The 16,429-nt window shown below is 61.7% G+C and carries 16 protein-coding genes; 11 read left to right on the top strand and 5 right to left on the bottom strand.

Annotated features, from left to right (window positions below; all coding sequences use genetic code 11):
* Nucleotide 1: 1 nt before the first annotated feature.
* Nucleotides 2-835 (bottom strand): SDR family oxidoreductase, encoded by an 834-nt coding sequence (locus tag Q7T10_RS01495; protein WP_304745134.1) that lies wholly within the window; start codon nt 833-835, stop codon nt 2-4.
* Between the two features lie 132 nt (nt 836-967).
* On the opposite strand from Q7T10_RS01495, the gene Q7T10_RS01490 reads away from it, so the two are divergent.
* Nucleotides 968-2,011, top strand: coding sequence for an NADP-dependent oxidoreductase (locus Q7T10_RS01490; protein WP_304745132.1), 1,044 nt, complete (start codon nt 968-970; stop codon nt 2,009-2,011).
* A gap of 88 nt (nt 2,012-2,099) precedes the next feature.
* Here Q7T10_RS01490 and Q7T10_RS01485 read toward each other — a convergent pair whose 3' ends face one another.
* Genes Q7T10_RS01485 through Q7T10_RS01470 form a run of 4 tightly spaced genes read right to left on the bottom strand, consistent with a single transcriptional unit; the run spans nt 2,100 to nt 6,992 of the window.
* Complete coding sequence (locus Q7T10_RS01485; protein WP_304745130.1) at nt 2,100-3,326, bottom strand: serine hydrolase; 1,227 nt, start codon at nt 3,324-3,326, stop codon at nt 2,100-2,102.
* Nucleotides 3,326-4,360 carry a methionine synthase gene (locus Q7T10_RS01480; protein WP_304745128.1) on the bottom strand — a complete coding sequence of 345 codons (1,035 nt, stop codon included), beginning with the start codon at nt 4,358-4,360 and terminating at the stop codon, nt 3,326-3,328. Before Q7T10_RS01480 ends, Q7T10_RS01485 begins: the two co-directional genes overlap by 1 nt.
* Nucleotides 4,361-4,383: 23 nt before the next feature.
* On the bottom strand, nt 4,384-5,268 hold the full coding sequence (locus Q7T10_RS01475) for an ion transporter (RefSeq protein WP_304745126.1): 885 nt from the start codon (nt 5,266-5,268) through the stop codon (nt 4,384-4,386).
* On the bottom strand, nt 5,268-6,992 hold the full coding sequence (locus Q7T10_RS01470) for a long-chain fatty acid--CoA ligase (protein WP_304745124.1): 1,725 nt from the start codon (nt 6,990-6,992) through the stop codon (nt 5,268-5,270). The genes Q7T10_RS01475 and Q7T10_RS01470 overlap by 1 nt, the downstream gene beginning before the upstream one ends.
* A gap of 376 nt (nt 6,993-7,368) precedes the next feature.
* Between Q7T10_RS01470 and Q7T10_RS01465 the strand changes: the two genes are divergently transcribed.
* The 10 genes from Q7T10_RS01465 (at nt 7,369) to Q7T10_RS01420 (ending at nt 16,429) form a co-directional block, all read left to right on the top strand.
* Nucleotides 7,369-8,403, top strand: a complete 1,035-nt coding sequence (locus tag Q7T10_RS01465) for an amino acid ABC transporter substrate-binding protein (RefSeq protein ID WP_304745122.1) — start codon at nt 7,369-7,371, stop codon at nt 8,401-8,403.
* A gap of 115 nt (nt 8,404-8,518) precedes the next feature.
* Nucleotides 8,519-9,694, top strand: coding sequence for an amino acid ABC transporter permease (locus Q7T10_RS01460; RefSeq protein WP_304745119.1), 1,176 nt, complete (start codon nt 8,519-8,521; stop codon nt 9,692-9,694).
* 14 nt (nt 9,695-9,708) lie between these two features.
* Nucleotides 9,709-10,812 (top strand): amino acid ABC transporter permease, encoded by a 1,104-nt coding sequence (locus tag Q7T10_RS01455; protein ID WP_304745117.1) that lies wholly within the window; start codon nt 9,709-9,711, stop codon nt 10,810-10,812.
* A gap of 58 nt (nt 10,813-10,870) precedes the next feature.
* On the top strand, nt 10,871-11,614 hold the full coding sequence (locus Q7T10_RS01450; protein ID WP_304745115.1) for an amino acid ABC transporter ATP-binding protein: 744 nt from the start codon (nt 10,871-10,873) through the stop codon (nt 11,612-11,614).
* 47 nt (nt 11,615-11,661) lie between these two features.
* Entirely contained in the window at nt 11,662-12,072 is a 411-nt protein-coding gene (locus Q7T10_RS01445) for a hypothetical protein (protein WP_304745113.1), read from the top strand.
* A 183-nt stretch (nt 12,073-12,255) separates the two neighbouring features.
* Complete coding sequence (locus Q7T10_RS01440; RefSeq protein ID WP_304745110.1) at nt 12,256-12,729, top strand: DUF411 domain-containing protein; 474 nt, start codon at nt 12,256-12,258, stop codon at nt 12,727-12,729.
* Nucleotides 12,730-12,743: 14 nt separating this feature from the next.
* Entirely contained in the window at nt 12,744-13,460 is a 717-nt protein-coding gene (locus Q7T10_RS01435; protein ID WP_304745107.1) for a cupredoxin domain-containing protein, read from the top strand.
* Nucleotides 13,461-13,462: 2 nt separating this feature from the next.
* Nucleotides 13,463-15,154 carry a cbb3-type cytochrome c oxidase subunit I gene (locus Q7T10_RS01430; RefSeq protein ID WP_304745105.1) on the top strand — a complete coding sequence of 564 codons (1,692 nt, stop codon included), beginning with the start codon at nt 13,463-13,465 and terminating at the stop codon, nt 15,152-15,154.
* An 18-nt stretch (nt 15,155-15,172) separates the two neighbouring features.
* Complete coding sequence (locus tag Q7T10_RS01425) at nt 15,173-15,361, top strand: hypothetical protein (RefSeq protein WP_304745103.1); 189 nt, start codon at nt 15,173-15,175, stop codon at nt 15,359-15,361.
* A 9-nt stretch (nt 15,362-15,370) separates the two neighbouring features.
* Nucleotides 15,371-16,429, top strand: a complete 1,059-nt coding sequence (locus Q7T10_RS01420; RefSeq protein ID WP_304745100.1) for a P1 family peptidase — start codon at nt 15,371-15,373, stop codon at nt 16,427-16,429.

Below are 16,429 nucleotides of genomic sequence, written 5' to 3'. Positions count from 1 at the left end.
GTCAGGGCAGCCCTGAGAAAAAGGGTCGACTCAGCAAACCGCCCAATCGCCGAACCAGCCACTTGGGGCTGCCGCGCGACGCCATCATCGCCGCTTGGTTGATCGCACCCGGCACGCAAATGACATCGCCATTCATGCAGGCCTCAAAGCCCTGCCGCGCAACATCGCGCACATCACCGACAAGAAAACCGGGGATTTCACTGACCCTGGCATTGGCGTTCCTGGCCTCGCGCAGCATCGGCGTCGCCGTAATGCCGGGGCACAGTGCGGTGAGCGTGACACCCGTGCCCTTGAGCTCCTCGGACAGCGATTCCGTCAGCGAAAGCACATACGCCTTGCTGGCTGCATACGTGGCCAACGAGGGCACCGGCTGGAACGCCGCAATTGAGGCGACGTTGAGCACACGCCCGACCGCCCCGCTGGTCGCTCGCGCCACCATGCCCGGCACAAACGCCGACAGCATGGCGGTGAGACCGACGATGTTCACGCTGATCATTTGCTGGTGAACCTCCGGCTTGAGGCCGACAAAACTGCCCTGTGACAGCACCCCGGCGTTGTTTACCAGCACGTTCACCGTGCACCGTCTGCGTTTGAGTGTGGCCGCCAGCCGTGCCGCTGCGCCGGGCTCCGACAAATCTGCAACCTGCACCGTCGCAGCAATGCCGTGGCGCTGGACCAACTCATCCGCCAGCGTGCGCAACTTCTCCCCATTGCGGGCGACCAGCACCAGATGATGGCCTGCCTGCGCAAAGCAATGGGCCAGCGCTTCACCAATGCCGGATGAGGCCCCGGTGATCAGCGTCGTGAGGACGGGTTGGGTCGGTGTCGCAGGCATGACAAGGTCTCCTTCAAGGGCATGACGCCGCGGCCAGCATAAACCTCTTTGACGGTACGGCTGTCGCTTGCGCTACCCGCGTCTGAATCGCCTCGCGCTAGGATTCACCGGTTTCACATTCCGGAGTATTCCATGTCCACACTAGTCCCCCTGACCAACCACCAGATTCGCCTCGCCGCCCGCCCGGTCGGCCTGCCCACACGCGCCAACTGGCAAAGCACGAGCGAAGCGGTCGCGGAGCCTGCCGAAGGTGGCGTCCTGCTCAAAACCCTGGCGCTCTCGCTGGACCCCGCCATGCGCGGCTGGATGAATGAGGGCAAAAGCTACATCCCGCCCGTGGGCATTGGCGAAGTGATGCGGGCGGGTGGCGTCGGCCGGGTGATTGCTTCCAAAAACGCGAAATTTGCAGTTGGCGATTTTGTCAGTGCCAGCTTTGGCGTCCAGGAGTATCTGACGCTGGCAGAGGCTGACTTCAAACGCAGTGGTCTGGTGAAAATTGACCTGAACGTGGGCACGCTGACGCAGTGGCTCAACGTGCTGGGCATGCCCGGCATGACCGGCTACTTTGGCCTGATGGATGTGGGCCAGCCCAAGGCGGGCGAAACCGTCGTGGTCTCTGGCGCTGCCGGTGCCGTGGGGCAGACTGTCGGCCAGATGGCAAAGATCAAGGGCTGCCGCGTGGTCGGTATTGCCGGAGGCCAGGCCAAGTGCGACTGGGTCGTCAAGGAACTGGGCTTTGACGCCTGCATCGACTACAAGGCTGGTCCCAGTGCTGTCAAGGATGGTTTGAAGCAACACTGCCCCGCCGGCGTCGATATCTACTTCGACAACGTCGGCGGCGAGATCCTGGACACCGTGCTGACCCGCATCAACCGGGGCGCCCGCATCATCATCTGCGGCGCCATCAGCCAGTACAACAACACGACGGCTGTGCAAGGCCCCAAGAACTACCTGAGCCTGCTGGTCAATCGCGCCCGCATGGAAGGCATCGTCGTGTTTGACTACGCGGACCGCTACCCCCTGGCGGTGGCCGAGATGGCGGCCTATCTGAAGGACGGCCGCATGAAAAGCAAGGAAGACGTCGTGCAGGGACTGGACGCATTCCCCGAGGCCCTCAACAAACTCTTCACCGGCGAGAACTTCGGCAAACTGGTGCTGCAGGTGGCCGAGGCCTGAGCGCTTATATGCTATCAAATAAATAGCATATGAGGCATATAAAACGGGGGCTACAGCCTGATTTCTTATAAATCAGAAAAGAGCCGCGTCAGTCCAGCAGCGTGGCGTACACCAGATCGCGAAACAGCATGCGGTAGTACTCACGCTGGTTGGGGGCCTGCAGCATCAGACAGGCGAACATGTCTTCGGCAGGATCGACGAAGAAGGTCGTACCCGCCATGCCGCCCCAGAAGTACATGCCGACTGAACCCGGCACGGACGCAACACCCAGGTCTTTGCGCACCGCAAAGCCCAGGCCGAAGCCATGTCCGGGTGGCAGCAGATCGCGCGACGCCCCGCCGTTGACAGGAATATCACCCAGATGGTCTGCGGTCATGAACGCGACCGTTCTGGACCCCAGCAGGCGTACACCATCCAGTTCGCCCTTGTTCACCATGAACTGCAGAAACCGCGCGTAATCCCTCGCGGTCGAAGCCAGACCGCCACCGCCCGACTCCATCGCCCCGGCTTCGCGCACATCGATCACCCGCATCTGCAGCCCGCCCTCGGGGTCGCGGGCAAACGGTTCGGCAATGCGGCTGTGATGCTCTGGCGGCACGGAAAAACCCGTGTCGGTCATGTCCAGCGGCTTGAATATGTGTTCCTGCAAATACGCGCCGAGCGTCTGGCCGCTCACCATTTCCACCACGCGCCCCAGCACATCCGTGGCACGGCCGTACTCCCACATGGTGCCGGGTTCGAACATCAGCGGCAAGGCCGCCAGTTGATGCGAAAACTCGGCATTGCTGCGCTCGCGCGAACCGATTCGGCTCTGCGCATACTGCCGCTGCACCGGTCCGTTGCCCATGAATTCATAGGTCAGGCCGGCCGTGTGGCGCAACAAGTCCTGGATGGTCGCCCCCTGCTGCACAGCAGCCAGTTGCACGGCCCCATCCACCATGTGGGCGACTTTCTGGGTCGCGTACTCGGGCAGGTACTTGGCCACCGGGTCATTCAGCAGCAGTTTCCCCTGCTCCATGAGCATCATGACGGCGACCGACACGATCGGCTTGGTCATCGAGTAAATACGGAAGATGGCGTCCCGCGTCATCGCGGTACCCGTCGCCGGGTCCAGCGCGCCCAGGCTTTCAAACAGGGCCAGCTTCCCGTGCCGGGCAATCAGGACGACCGCACCGGGCAGGCGCTGGCGATCCACCTCGGACTGCAACACCGCCATCATCCTGGCCGTGCGCAGCGGGCACAGGCCCGCTTTCTCCGGCGAGACCATGGGTAACGCCAGGGCGGGGGAACCAGCGGTGGAACGCGCCCGGCTCATCAGGCTGCCCCCGCCGTGTCGTAGCGTTGCCGCGCCAGTGCCGCACCGGCCGCCAGCGCCTCCAGTTTCTTCACGGCGATCTCGCGGCTCATCGGCGCCAGCCCGCAATTGGTACACGCAAACAAGCGGTTCCTGGGCACGAACTGCAATGCCTTGCCAATCGTGTCCGCCACCTGCTCAGGCGTTTCGACCTCGTCGCTGGCGACGTCGATCACGCCCACCATCACGTCTTTGCCTTCGAGCAGCTTCATCAGATCCGGCGGCACATGCGAGTGATAGCACTCCAGACTCACCTGCTGGATGCTGCTTTTGGCCAGAGCCGGAAAAATGGCCTCGTACTGGCGCCACTCCTGCCCCAGGGTTTCTTTCCAGTCCAGGTTGGCCTTGATGCCGTAGCCATAGCAAATATGCACGGCGGTGGTACAGGTCAGGCCCCGGGCGGCACGCTCCAGTGCTTTCACACCCCAATCGGCGGCGTCCTGCATGTAGACGTTGAAAGCCGGTTCATCAAACTGGATGATGTCCACGCCGTCGGCCTGCAGGGCCAGCGCTTCCTGATTGAGCAACTCGGCAAAGGCCATCGCCATATCGACCTTGCTCCCATAAAAGCGGTCGGCCACGGTGTCCACGATGGTCAGTGGGCCGGGCAAGGTGAACTTCAGTTTCTTTTTGGTATGTGCGCGCGCCAGTTGTGCTTCGAACGCATGCACGCGGCCTTTGAGCTTCAGCGGCGCAATCACCTGCGGCACCTGGGCGTCGTAGCGCCCATTGCGGATGCCCATGGTGACCTTGTGCTCGAAGTCGATGCCCTCCACCTGCTCGAGAAAGCCATGAACAAAATGCTGGCGCGACTGTTCGCCATCGCCCACGATGTCCAGCCCGGCGTCTTCCTGCAGCTTGATCCATAACAGCGTTGCGTCCATCTTGGCTTGCTGCAACTCTGCGCCTTGCACCTTCCATTGAGGCCAGAGTTTTTCGGTCTCCGAAAGCCAGGCTGGTTTGGGCAGGCTGCCCGCGATAGAGGTTTGAAACACGTCGATCTCCAAAAAAAATAATGCTAATCCTGCGGCAGCCGCTCAAGGGCGGCGTCGTTGAAATATTCAGACAATTTGGCCCCGCAATGCAGACAGAAGTTGGCCTCCGGCAGCTGCCCTTCGGTGAGGCACTCCTGACAGGTGCGCGTCGTCGGTACGGTGGCGAGCCGTCTGGCCGTCATCTCCGCCGTCACGATGCCGGTCGGTACCGCCAGTGTGCCCCAGCCCAGAAGCATCATGGCCGATGAGATCAGGCGGCCCAGATCGGTCTTGGGGGTGATGTCGCCAAACCCGACTGTCGTCATCGTCGTGATCGCCCAATACACCGACGTTGGAATACTGGTGAATCCGTTGGCGGGCCCCTCCACCACATACATCAGGGTGCCCATGACCAGCACAATCATCAACACCGCCGAGAGAAACACAAGAATCTTGCGCCGGCTGGCCTTCAGCGCACGGCCCAGCGACTGGTACTCAGAGACGTAGGCCGTCAATTTGAAGATGCGAAACACGCGCAACAAACGCAGCACCCGCACATCAATCAAGGCGTGCACCTCGGGCACCAGCAGCGCCACATAGGTGGGCAGGAGTGCCAACAAATCAATCACGCCGTAAAAACTGAGGGCGTAACGCAAGGGATGGCGCACGCACAACAGCCTTGCCGCATACTCCAGCGTGAAGGCGATGGTGAAGATCCACTCCAGCCACGAGAAGACCGTGCGGTAGGCCGGCCCTACCCCCTGCACGCTGTCAGCGACGACCACCGCCACACTCGCCAAAATGACCGCAATCAACCACTGGTCAAACAGACGCCCGGCGCGTGTGTCGGCCTCAAAGATGATGGTGTACAGCCGCAGCCGCCACCCGGTCAACGGCTTGCCAAGACTCTCCTGCGCGGGAACTACCATTACTTTCCTTCCGCCTCCTGCAAGGAGCGCCACATCACTTTGCCCGCACCACTCTTGGGCAAGGCATCCACAAACTGCACGACACGCGGCACTTTGTAAACAGCCATATTGTCGCGGCACCAGGTGATGATGTCCTGCTCACTGACCGCGCCCTTGTGCGACGGGCGCAGGACAATCACGGCCTTGACCGATTCACCCCGATAGCTGTCCTTGGTGGAAATAATGCAGGCTTCCTGCACCGCCGGATGCCGGAACATGAGCGCCTCGACCTCGGCTGGCCAGACCTTGAAGCCGGACGCATTGATCATGCGCTTGAGACGGTCGGTCAGGAAGAAATAGCCATCTGCGTCCACATGGCCGAGGTCGCCGGAACGGAAAAAACGCTTGCCCTCGAAGTCAATAAAGGCCGCTTCGGTGGCGTCGGGTCGCTTCCAGTAGCCCTGAAAGACTTCCGGCCCATGAATGATGATTTCGCCCTGCTCGCCCATTGGCATCTCAAGCAGCGTGTCCGGATCAATCACCCGCGCGTCGGTGCTCATGAAGGGAATGCCCAGGCACTGCTGCTTGGGCGCATCCGGCGGATTGCTGTGGGACGGCGCGGCCGTCTCCGTCAGGCCGTAACCCTCCACGTACCGCAGACCAAACTGCTCATACAGCCGCTGCGCCACCGCCTGCGGCATGGCGGCGCCGCCGCCACCAATGTAGACCAGGCTGGAGAGATCGAACTGCTCGAAGTTGGGGCTACCCAGCAGGTCAATCACCATGGTGGGGATGTTGGTCCAGTGCGTCACCTGCCAGATTGATATGAGGCGCCCGGCCAGCTCGCGGTCCCAGCGCGGCATCATGATGAGGGTGGCGCCGCCCCGGATGCTGGTGTGCATCAGGCTCACCATGCCGGTGATGTGGAACATGGGCACCACGGTAAGAACCACGTTCTCGGCCGAACCATTGCCCCACAGGCTGCTGGCCACGGCGTTGTGCATGATGCTGGCATGGGTATGCATGCAGCCTTTGGGCAGCCCAGTGGTGCCGCTGGTGTAAGGCAGGATGGCCAGATCGGCCGGCCCCACGGACAGCTCCGGTGCCGCGGCAGTGACGCTCATCGCCTCATCCCAGCTGTGCACCTGGCCGTCCTGCAAAGTGGGGAGCGCGTGACGTGTCAGCAACCAGTCTGTCCAGGCGGCGGGGGGCACATTGTCACCGGACACCGTGGCGTCAAACGCATCGGTGAAATGCGTCACCAGCAGGTGCGACAGCCGCTGGGCGGGCGCCAATGCGTCGCTGGCGCGCGCCAGTTCAGATGCCAGATCGGCCGTCGTGATCGCCACTTTCGCGTCCGGATCGGTGATGTAGTGCTTGAGCTCTTCGGCGCGGTTCATCGGGTTCACCGGCACCACCACGGCGTTGGCCCGCAGGATCGCAAAGTGCGCAACCACCAGTTGCGGACAGTTCTGCATGTTGAGCACCACCCGGTCACCCTTTTTGACCCCCAGCCCTTGCAGGCAGGCTGCCAGCCGCTCTGCTTTTTGTAGCACCTCGGCGTAACTGAAGACCCGGCCAAAAAACACCAGCGCTGCCTTCTGCGGATAACGCCGGGCGCTGGTCTCCAGGTTGTCCCACAAGGAGGTCGCCGGCAGCGTGATGGCATGGGGCAGGCGCTTGGGCCAAAAACGATGGTGGGCCCGGATGACCCTGGAACCTTGGGAACTTGCAGACTGATTCATATTGCAGTGCTTTCTTGATCTGGCGTGAACAGTAACTGAAAATCGTGCGCGCTCAAAGGATACGGGAGGCCCCATGCACCGCAAGCATTCAGCTGTCGCCGTTGGGACGCGATTGGAATGGGCACGGTGCACCAATTCGGCGCCAATGCGTGCCGTTCTGAATCCCCTGAGCCGTCAAGCGCTGGCACGGTTTCTGCTGAGGACATTGAGAGTTCACGCATGGGCGCGGATCAGGTTATGAACTTTTTGCATGAAGTGCAAGAGTAAACCCCGATGACCACACCGGCCTGGTGGCGCTAAAGTTCGTGTTCCGGGTGACTCTGCAGGAAACTGTCCGAATCCATTTTTTATTACCGCTTTTACTGGAGCAATGCAAATGACCAACAATAAACTGAAGACCATGGCTGCCATCGTGGCCGCCATGGGCGCGATGATGGTGGCCCCCGCCCACGCGGGCAAGACACTGGACGGTATCAAGGCTCGCGGTCAGCTTATTTGTGGCGTGAACGCCGGCCTGGCCGGGTTTTCGGCGGCTGATTCTGCCGGAAAATGGTCAGGGCTCGACGTGGATGTCTGCCGCGCGCTGGCTGCAACCGTCTTGAACGACGCAGAAAAAGTCAAGTACGTTCCCCTCAACGCCCAGCAGCGCTTCACGGCCCTGCAATCTGGCGAGGTCGATGTATTGCCCCGTAACACGACCTTCACCCTGACCCGCGACGCCTCGCTGGGTCTGAACATCACCGTGCCCAACTACTATGACGGCCAGGGCTTCATGGTGCCGACGAAAACCAAGATCAAGAGCGCCAAGCAGCTCAAAGGTCAAACCGTGTGCGTGCAGTCCGGCACCACCACCGAAAAGAACCTGACCGACTACTCCAAAGCCAACAACCTCGGCATCAAGCCCGTCGTGTTTGAAAAACTGGAAGCCGCTGAGAACGCCTACTTCACAGGACGCTGCATTGCCTACACCACCGATGCTTCAGGTTTGTCGTCCACACGGAGCAAAGTTGCCAAAGACCCCAAAGAACACGTCATCCTGCCGGACCTGATCTCCAAGGAACCCCTCGGCCCGATGGTTCGCCGGGGTGACGACGAGTGGTTTGCCATCGTCAAGTGGGTCATGTACGGTCTGATCGAAGCCGAAGAGTACGGCATCACCCAGGCCAATGTGGACAAGATGAAGTCCGACACAAATCCTGTCGTGCAGCGACTGCTCGGCGGCGGCAATGAAGACACCGGCAAGCTGCTGGGTCTGGACAAGGACTGGCTGGCCCGCGCCGTCAAGGCGACCGGCAACTACGGTGAGAGTTTCGAACGCAACGTCGGACCGAACTCACCCCTCGGTCTGCCGCGTGGCCTGAACAACCAGTGGAACAAGGGCGGCCTGATGTACGCCTACCCGGTCCGTTGATGTCAGACTGATCCCGGGCTGACAAGCTAGCTGCTGCCAGTACACGCTGTTTGTGCTGGCAGCATTTTTTTTACTCTCCGTGCCAAGTTCCGCCTTTTCTTGAGAGCGCAAGACAATGACCCCCAAGTCCCCCCCGAAGAAGAAGAGCTGGTCCTGGCGCAGTCAGGCGTTCAGAGGCTTCATCTATCAGCTGGTCGCTATCGGTCTGATTGCTGCTGTCGTCTGGTTCATCGCGCACAACACGATGTACAACATGAAAATCCGCGGCATCCAGAGCGGATTTGACTTTCTCACCGGCCCTGCCGGATTTGATATCGGCGAAAGCCTGTTCCCCTTTGACTCCGCGCAGCCCTACTGGCAGGCCTTTCTGGTGGGCCTCTCCAACACGCTGCGCGTGGCGATCCTGGGCATCATTTTGACGACCATCCTGGGCACGCTGCTGGGCGTTGGCCGGTTCTCGCGCAACGCTCTGGTTCGCGGCGTGTGCTACGCCTATGTGGAGTTTTTCCGCAATGTTCCTGTGCTGCTGCAATTGCTCATGTGGTATCTGCTATTTACAGAGGCACTTCCAGCCGCCGCTGACGCGTGGACCGTTGGCCCCCTGTTCCTGAGCAAGGGGGGCTTGAGCTACCCGATTCCGGTGTGGGCGACAGGTCATTTGTGGGCCGTGTTCGGCCTGCTGGCTGGCATAGTGTTGGCGGTGATCTACCGCAGATGGGCCTACAGGCAATTTGAAGCCACAGGGAAACTCAAAAGCATGTTCTGGGTTCCTGTGGCCATTGTTCTGGCAGGCGCCGTATTGGGATGGCTGGCCGGGGGCGCACCGACTGAGTTGGACTCACCTTTCAAAGGCGAATTTTCCATTGAAAAAGGTGGCTCGCTGACACCAGAATTTCTCGCGGTCCTCCTCGGTTTGACCGTCTACACGGCCGCCTTTGTGGCCGAAGTGGTGCGCTCCGGCATTCAGTCGGTCGCGCGGGGCCAGGGCGAGGCCGCTGCTGCGCTCGGGCTGAACCCGGGCCAGTCGATGCGGCTGGTCATGCTGCCGCAGGCGCTGCGGGTGATCATTCCACCCATGACCAACCAGTTCCTGAACCTCACCAAGAACTCGTCTCTCGCCGTGGCCATTGGCTATCCGGATGTGGTGTCCATTGCCAACACGGCATTGAACCAGACCGGACGGGCCGTGGAATGCATTTCCATCGTCATGCTGGTCTACCTGAGCACCTCGCTGGCGACCTCCTTGCTGATGAACTGGTACAACACCCGCTCTGCGATTCAAGAACGCTGACCCCAGGCAACACCATGACCGCACAAACTTTTCAGCCCATTGAACCGCGCCCGGCTCCGACTCAAACCGGAGGCCCCGTTGCCTGGATTCGGACCAATCTTTTTGGCGACTGGGTGACCGCCCTGATGACCATCGTGATCGGCGGGGCCATTCTCTATCTGATACCCCAACTGCTCAGTTGGGCCATCTTTCGGGCCGCCTGGCGACCCGACTTCAACGCCTGCCGCGTGGAAGGCGTTGGGGCCTGCTGGGGCGTTGTTGCAGAAAAATACCGCATCATCCTGTTCGGCCGATACCCGTTTGAGGAGCAATGGCGCCCCCTGGTAGCGACCCTGCTGATGCTGGGCCTGCTGGCCGCGAGTTGCACCCGTGCCTTCTGGCGGCCCTGGCTGGCCATTCTCTGGGTCGTCGTTCTCACCCTGTTCTTTACCCTGATGTACGGCAACGTCATGGGTTTGAGCAAGGTCGAGACGGACCGCTGGGGCGGCTTGCCCCTCACCATCCTGTTGGCCTCCCTGTCGATGGCGATGGCTTTTCCCATTGCCCTGGTCGTGGCGCTGGGACGGCGCTCCAACTTGCCGGCGATCCGGACCTTCTGCACCATCTATGTCGAGTTGATCCGCGGCGTGCCCCTGATTTCCGTGCTGTTCATGGCCTCATTCATGTTCCCGCTGTTCATGCCGCAGGGTTTCACCATTGACGTGCTGATTCGCGTGCTGGTCGGTATCACACTGTTTGCAGCGGCGTACATGGCTGAAGTCATTCGCGGCGGGCTGCAGGCCATTCCCAAAGGACAAATTGAAGCGGCGGCCACGCTGGGCCTGTCTTACTGGCAAACCCAGCGCAAGATTGTTCTGCCGCAGGCGCTGGCCATGGTGGTGCCCAGCATCATGAACAGTTTCATTTCGACATTCAAGGACACATCACTGGTGACTATCGTGAGTCTGTACGAACTCACGGGCGCCCTGTCACTGGCCTTGAACTCGGATTCGGACTGGCGACCGTTCAAGATTGAAGGCTATCTTTTCATCGCCATGATCTATTTCATTTTTTGTTTTTCCATGTCCCGTTACAGCGTCTGGGTGGAAAAACAGGTCAACAAAGGCAAGCAGCGCTAGAAGGTCATTCACTCACTGCCCTGTTGGCCCATCAAAAATCAACTTCCTTCAGATCATCATGTCAGAACCCATCATCAAATTTGAAAAGCTCAACAAGTGGTACGGCAACAACTTTCACGTGTTGCGCGACATTGACCTGAGCGTGGCCCCCGGTGAGCGCATCGTCATTTGCGGCCCGTCAGGCTCCGGTAAATCAACGCTGATCCGTTGTATCAACCGGCTCGAAGAACACCAGGAGGGACATCTGTTTGTGGACGGCGTTGAAGTCACCGACGACGTCAAAGCGATCGACGACATCCGCAAGAAGGTGGGCATGGTGTTCCAGCAGTTCAACCTGTTCCCGCACCTGACCGTTCTCGAGAATCTGACGCTGTCGCCCATGTGGGTCGGCAAGATGCCGAAGAAGGACGCCGAAGAGAAGGCCATGATCCAGCTCAAGCGCGTCCGCATCGCAGAGCAGGCCAGCAAGTACCCGCTGCAACTCTCCGGCGGCCAGCAGCAGCGTGTGGCGATTGCCCGGGCGCTGTGCCTGACGCCAAAAATCATGCTGTTCGACGAGCCCACCTCGGCACTTGACCCCGAGATGATCAAGGAAGTGCTGGACGTGATGGTGGAGATGGCCAGCCAGGGCATCACCATGCTGTGCGTCACCCATGAAATGGGTTTTGCCAAGGCGGTAGCGGACCGGGTGATCTTCATGGACCAGGGCCAGATCGTCGAGCAGAACAACCCGCACGACTTTTTCAACAACCCGCAAAGCGAACGCAGCAAGGACTTCCTGTCGAAAATCCTGGGGCATTGAACCTTCGGGACAATTGAACCTGTCTGCAGCGGGCTTATCATTAGCTTATGCGTGTGCTGCTTCTCGCCCTCATGATTGCCTTGCTGCCCCTGCGCGGCTGGGTCGGCGATGCGATGGCGATGGAGATGGCTTCCGGGCACTCATCTGCTATGCAAAATATAGCTACTCCCGCATATTCCGCGGGGGCTGGGGCCAGTTATTCCATAAATTCAGGGCGATCCCACAGCGAATGCCATGATGCCGTTGCGGCCCCGGATGCCAGCCTGAACACCGCCGGGCTGGCAGACCATGGCGACTGCAGCGACTGCCGTGACTGCCAGATTTGCCACACAACTGCTGTGCCGTCCGCCATGGGCCGCAATGTTCACGTCACCCGGCCCCCTTTGCTGCAGCCGCGAGGCGGCATCCAGTTTGCCAGCGCTACGCCGGCGCCGCGCCTGAAACCACCGATTTCCTGAACCGGTACCCGTGGTTCGTCCGGAGACGACCGATGGCGGTTGCCAAAGCGCAAGCGCCGCCTCCGGCAAGCTCCCTTAAATGCTATCAAATTAGTAGCTACTAGCCCAATTCTGACGAGGGCTAATGGCACTTTTCATACAAATCAAGATCACCTGGAAGTTGATCAAATCCGAGGACCCCTCATGCAAAGACGCACCCTCCTCCACGCCGCTGCCGCGCTGCTCGGCACCGCCTTCCTCGCATCGCCACTGAGCGGACTAACTCAAACCAAGCCGCTGGTCGAAGTCTGGAAAACCCCGACCTGCGGCTGCTGCCACGACTGGGTCACCCACATGGAGTCCAATGGTTTTCAGGTCAAGACCTACGACATCAGTGACGCCGCCAAAGCTGCCCAGCGGCGCCAACTCGGGCTGGCCGACAAATTTGGTTCCTGCCACACCGCGCTCGTCGACGGCTACGTGCTCGAAGGCCACGTGCCCGCGCGTGAGGTCCGCCGACTTCTCAAGGAGCGCCCCAAAGCGCTGGGCCTGGCCGTGCCGGGCATGCCGATTGGCTCCCCCGGCATGGACGGCCCCGCCTACGCTGGCCGCAAAGACCCGTATGGCGTGTTGCTGGTGCAGCGCGGCGGTGGCTCATCCGTGTACCAATCCTACTGATTGAGACACCGTCCATGAGCAATACCACGCACTTCACCACCCGGCGCGCCTTTGTTGCCGCCACCGGCTTTGGCGGTGTCAGTCTGTACGGACTGTGGGCGGCCTATGGCGCGGCCCCCGGACCGCTGGCACTGCTCGGGCTTGACGCTGCGCACGACGGGACACACGCCCCAGAGGCCGTCCAACTCAACGAGCAGCCTGTCGCCAGTGGCGGTCATGGCGGTCACGGTGCGCCAGCCACAGGGCCGGACTCCAGGGAGTTCAGTCGGCTCACCGCTGAATTCAGTGAGCGCTACCGCATGCCCGATGGCAGCGTGTACCCGCGCCGGCTCGCCGCCGTGGCGGATCAGCACGACGATCCGCACGCCGGCCATGACATGCAAAACATCGCCCTGCCAGCCGACTCGCACGCCGCAAACGGCGACGCCGCCGTCACGACAGTCGGCCTTGCGCCCATCGACGTCCTGATGACAGCCGGCAAGTGGTATTACCTGCCCAATGTGTTGCGTCTGGACGCGGGCCAACCCTACCGTTTCAAAATGATGGCACTGGACATCACCCATGGCGCGTCCATTCAGTTCGGCAAGGGAGGGCGAATGATGCGCCTGCAGCCAGGCCAACTCTCGCAGACCGAGCTGACATTTCGAAAACCAGGGCGATACCTGATGCATTGCACGGTCTACTGCGGTCAGGCGCACGACATGATGCAGGCAACGATTGAGGTGGTATGAGCATGGCACACACACCCAACTACACGGAGCGCTTTGCAGGCCTGCCACCCGGTGACCGGCGCCTGCTCAACAGCATGGCGGCTGTCGCGCTGCTGGCGCTGGCCATCGGCATCGTCGCCGGCCTGGCGACCGCCCTGGTGCGCGGCGGACTGTTGAGCGCAATTCCCAACACCGGCTACCGGTTTCTGACGGTGCACGGCGTCAGCATCTTCTTCTACTGGTTATTCACCACGCAGGCCGCGCTGCTGCTGGGCTTTGCCAGCACCGAACGCGGCAACGGGTTGGCGTGGCCACGCCTGGCGTGGGTCGGCTTCGCGCTGATGCTCGCCGGCCTGGGCCTGAGCATGGCGGGTTCACTCACCGGTACGCCACTGCTTTACAACGGTGCGCCGGAAATAGCCATTGACAAGCCGGGCGACCTGCTGTTGTTCAACCTGGGTTACCTGTCGTTGGCGCTGGGGCTGATGGCCCTGCCCGCCTGCGCCATCGTGACCCTGCTGCGCCCGCGCTGGCGCGGTCAGCAGGAACGCTTGAGCGCGCTTGGGTTTGCCCTGTTTACCTGGGCCGGGTTTTTGATGGTGACCGGCTTTGCCGCCTTGTACACCTTCACGCCGGGCGTTTTGTGGGCGCTCGGCCTCGGGCCTTTCCCGACCAGTCATGGCACCCGTTGGCACATCGTCTTTCACAACATGCATTACCTGCCCCTGATGGCCACGGTGATTCTCTGGTACGTGCTGATGCAGGTGCTCACCGGCGTCAAGTCGGTGTTCGGCGAGCGATTCTCCAAAATCGTGTTCTCGATGTACCTGATCTTTGTGCCACCGACCTCGCTGTACCACATGTTTCTGGAGCCAAATTTACCCAAGGCGGTTCAAATCGGCGGATCGATCTTGTCGCTGTTCGTCAGCGTGCCTACCCTCACCGCTTTTCTCATCATCGTAGCGTCCCTTGAAGTTCACGCCCGCGCCCAGGGCGCTGGGGAAAAAGGCGCAGGACTGTTCGGCTGGCTCCGGCTGCTGCCCTGGCGTCACCCGGCGATGGCGGCAATGGGCGTAGCGGTACTGAGCATGGGACTGGGCCTGGTGTTTGCCTTTGTACTGATTCAGGCGCAACTCGCACCACTGTTGTCCGACACCTTCTTTGTGCCGGGCTACTTCCACTTCTTCACTCTGGGTACCGTGAGCATGACACTGCTGGCCGCCCTGTCGGTGATGTTGCCGGCCATCGGCGGGCGAGCGCTGTGGCGCCCGGAGCTGCTGCGCTGGATGCCCTGGCTGGCGTTTGCCGGTCTGCTGGTGTTTGGAGCGGCTGGCATCACGGCCGGCTACCTGGGCGTGCCGCGTCGGGTGATGAATGTGAGCTACCAGAATCAGGCGCCCGCGCTGTGGCAAGGGTTGATGGTCACGGTGGCCATTGGCGGCGCCCTCATGGCCGCCGCTTTAAGTGTGTTCGCCACCGGCATTGCCGTGTCCCTGTTTCCGGCGCGCCACAAGCTGGCTTCAACCGTTGCACCGCCAGGCGCCAGCCTGACCGTGTCCTGGGGCGGCACGCTGGTGCGACCCGGGCTCAAGGCCTGGGTCGGGCCGATTTCGATCGGGGTGATCGTGATCGCGATGTACGCCTTCTCGGCGATCGGCTTTGAGCTGATGCAGACGCTACCCGTCACCGTTACGGGCAACGGATCGGCGCACTAACGCTCAGGGAGCAAACACATGAATGAAGATTTCTGGCTGATCGTCCCCATCGCCATCGTCTGGGCCATTCTCGGCGTGGTTTATGCCCTGGTGCCCTGGGGTGACATGATTGGCTACGCCTGGGTGTGGGGTTTCGGCTCCATGCTGTTTCTCGGACTGTCCGGGCTGCTGCTTTGGCGCAAGCCATCCCCGGGAGCGCGTGGATAATGAAACGCTATGTCCACAGACCCGCATTCCCGGCCTCCTGAATCTGACCAAGCGCCTGGCGTTGCCCTGGCCGGCTCCGGGGGCTCCATCACCGATGTCGCCGGCATTGAGGTCGGCCACTTCACCGACGCACGCCGCCCCACCGGCTGCACGGTGATCATCACGCGCGACGGCGCCGTGGCCGGCGTGGACGTGCGCGGCGCCGCGCCCGGCACGCGCGAAACTGACCTGTTGCACCCTTCCAACCTGGTAGACCAGGTGCACGCCATCACACTGGCCGGCGGCAGCGCCTGGGGGCTCGATGCGGCCAGCGGCGTGATGCAGTGGCTGGAAGAGAACAACATCGGATTGAGAGTGGGTTTCGGTCTCGTTCCCATCGTGCCTGCCGCCGTACTGTTTGATCTGCCTGTGGGCGACGCCAGAATCCGGCCTGACGCCCAGGCCGGCTACCAGGCTTGCGTCGCCGCCAGCCACAACGCACCTGCAGAAGGCAATGTCGGCGCCGGTGCTGGGGCACTGGTCGGCAAAGTCTTTGGCCTGGAGCGCGCCATGCGCGGCGGTATCGGCACCGCCTCCGTCACAGTCGACGGCATCACGGTCGGCGCCATCATCGCCTGCAACGCCATGGGTGACGTCATCAACCCCGCTACCGGGCAGGTTCTTGCGGGTGCCAGAACGCAGGATGGTCTGTCACTGCTCAACGCCCGCGACGCCATCCTGGCCGGCCAGGCGCCAAAGCCGGTGCTGGCGGGCACCAACACCACGATCGGCGTGATTGCCACCGACGCTATTCTGACCAAGGCCCAGGCACACCGCTTGGCCCAGGTGGCACACGACGGACTGGCCCGTACGATCAACCCGGTGCACACCATGTCCGACGGAGACACCTTGTTCGCGTTGGGAACCGGCAAAGCGGGCAGGCCAGCCGGCATGCTGCTGCTGAGCACCCTGGCGGCCGAGGTCACCGCACGCGCGGTAGTGCGTGCGGTGCTGGCCGCGAGGGGCGCCAGCTCGGGCGGCATGAGCTGGCCCGCTGCGTATGACCTGTCCGCCCCTGCCGCTCCCTGA

Origin of the sequence: Rhodoferax sp., from assembly GCF_030646845.1 — a bacterium.
In the GTDB taxonomy this organism is placed as follows: domain Bacteria; phylum Pseudomonadota; class Gammaproteobacteria; order Burkholderiales; family Burkholderiaceae_C; genus Rhodoferax.
This window is presented reverse-complemented; position numbering and strand designations above follow the sequence as displayed.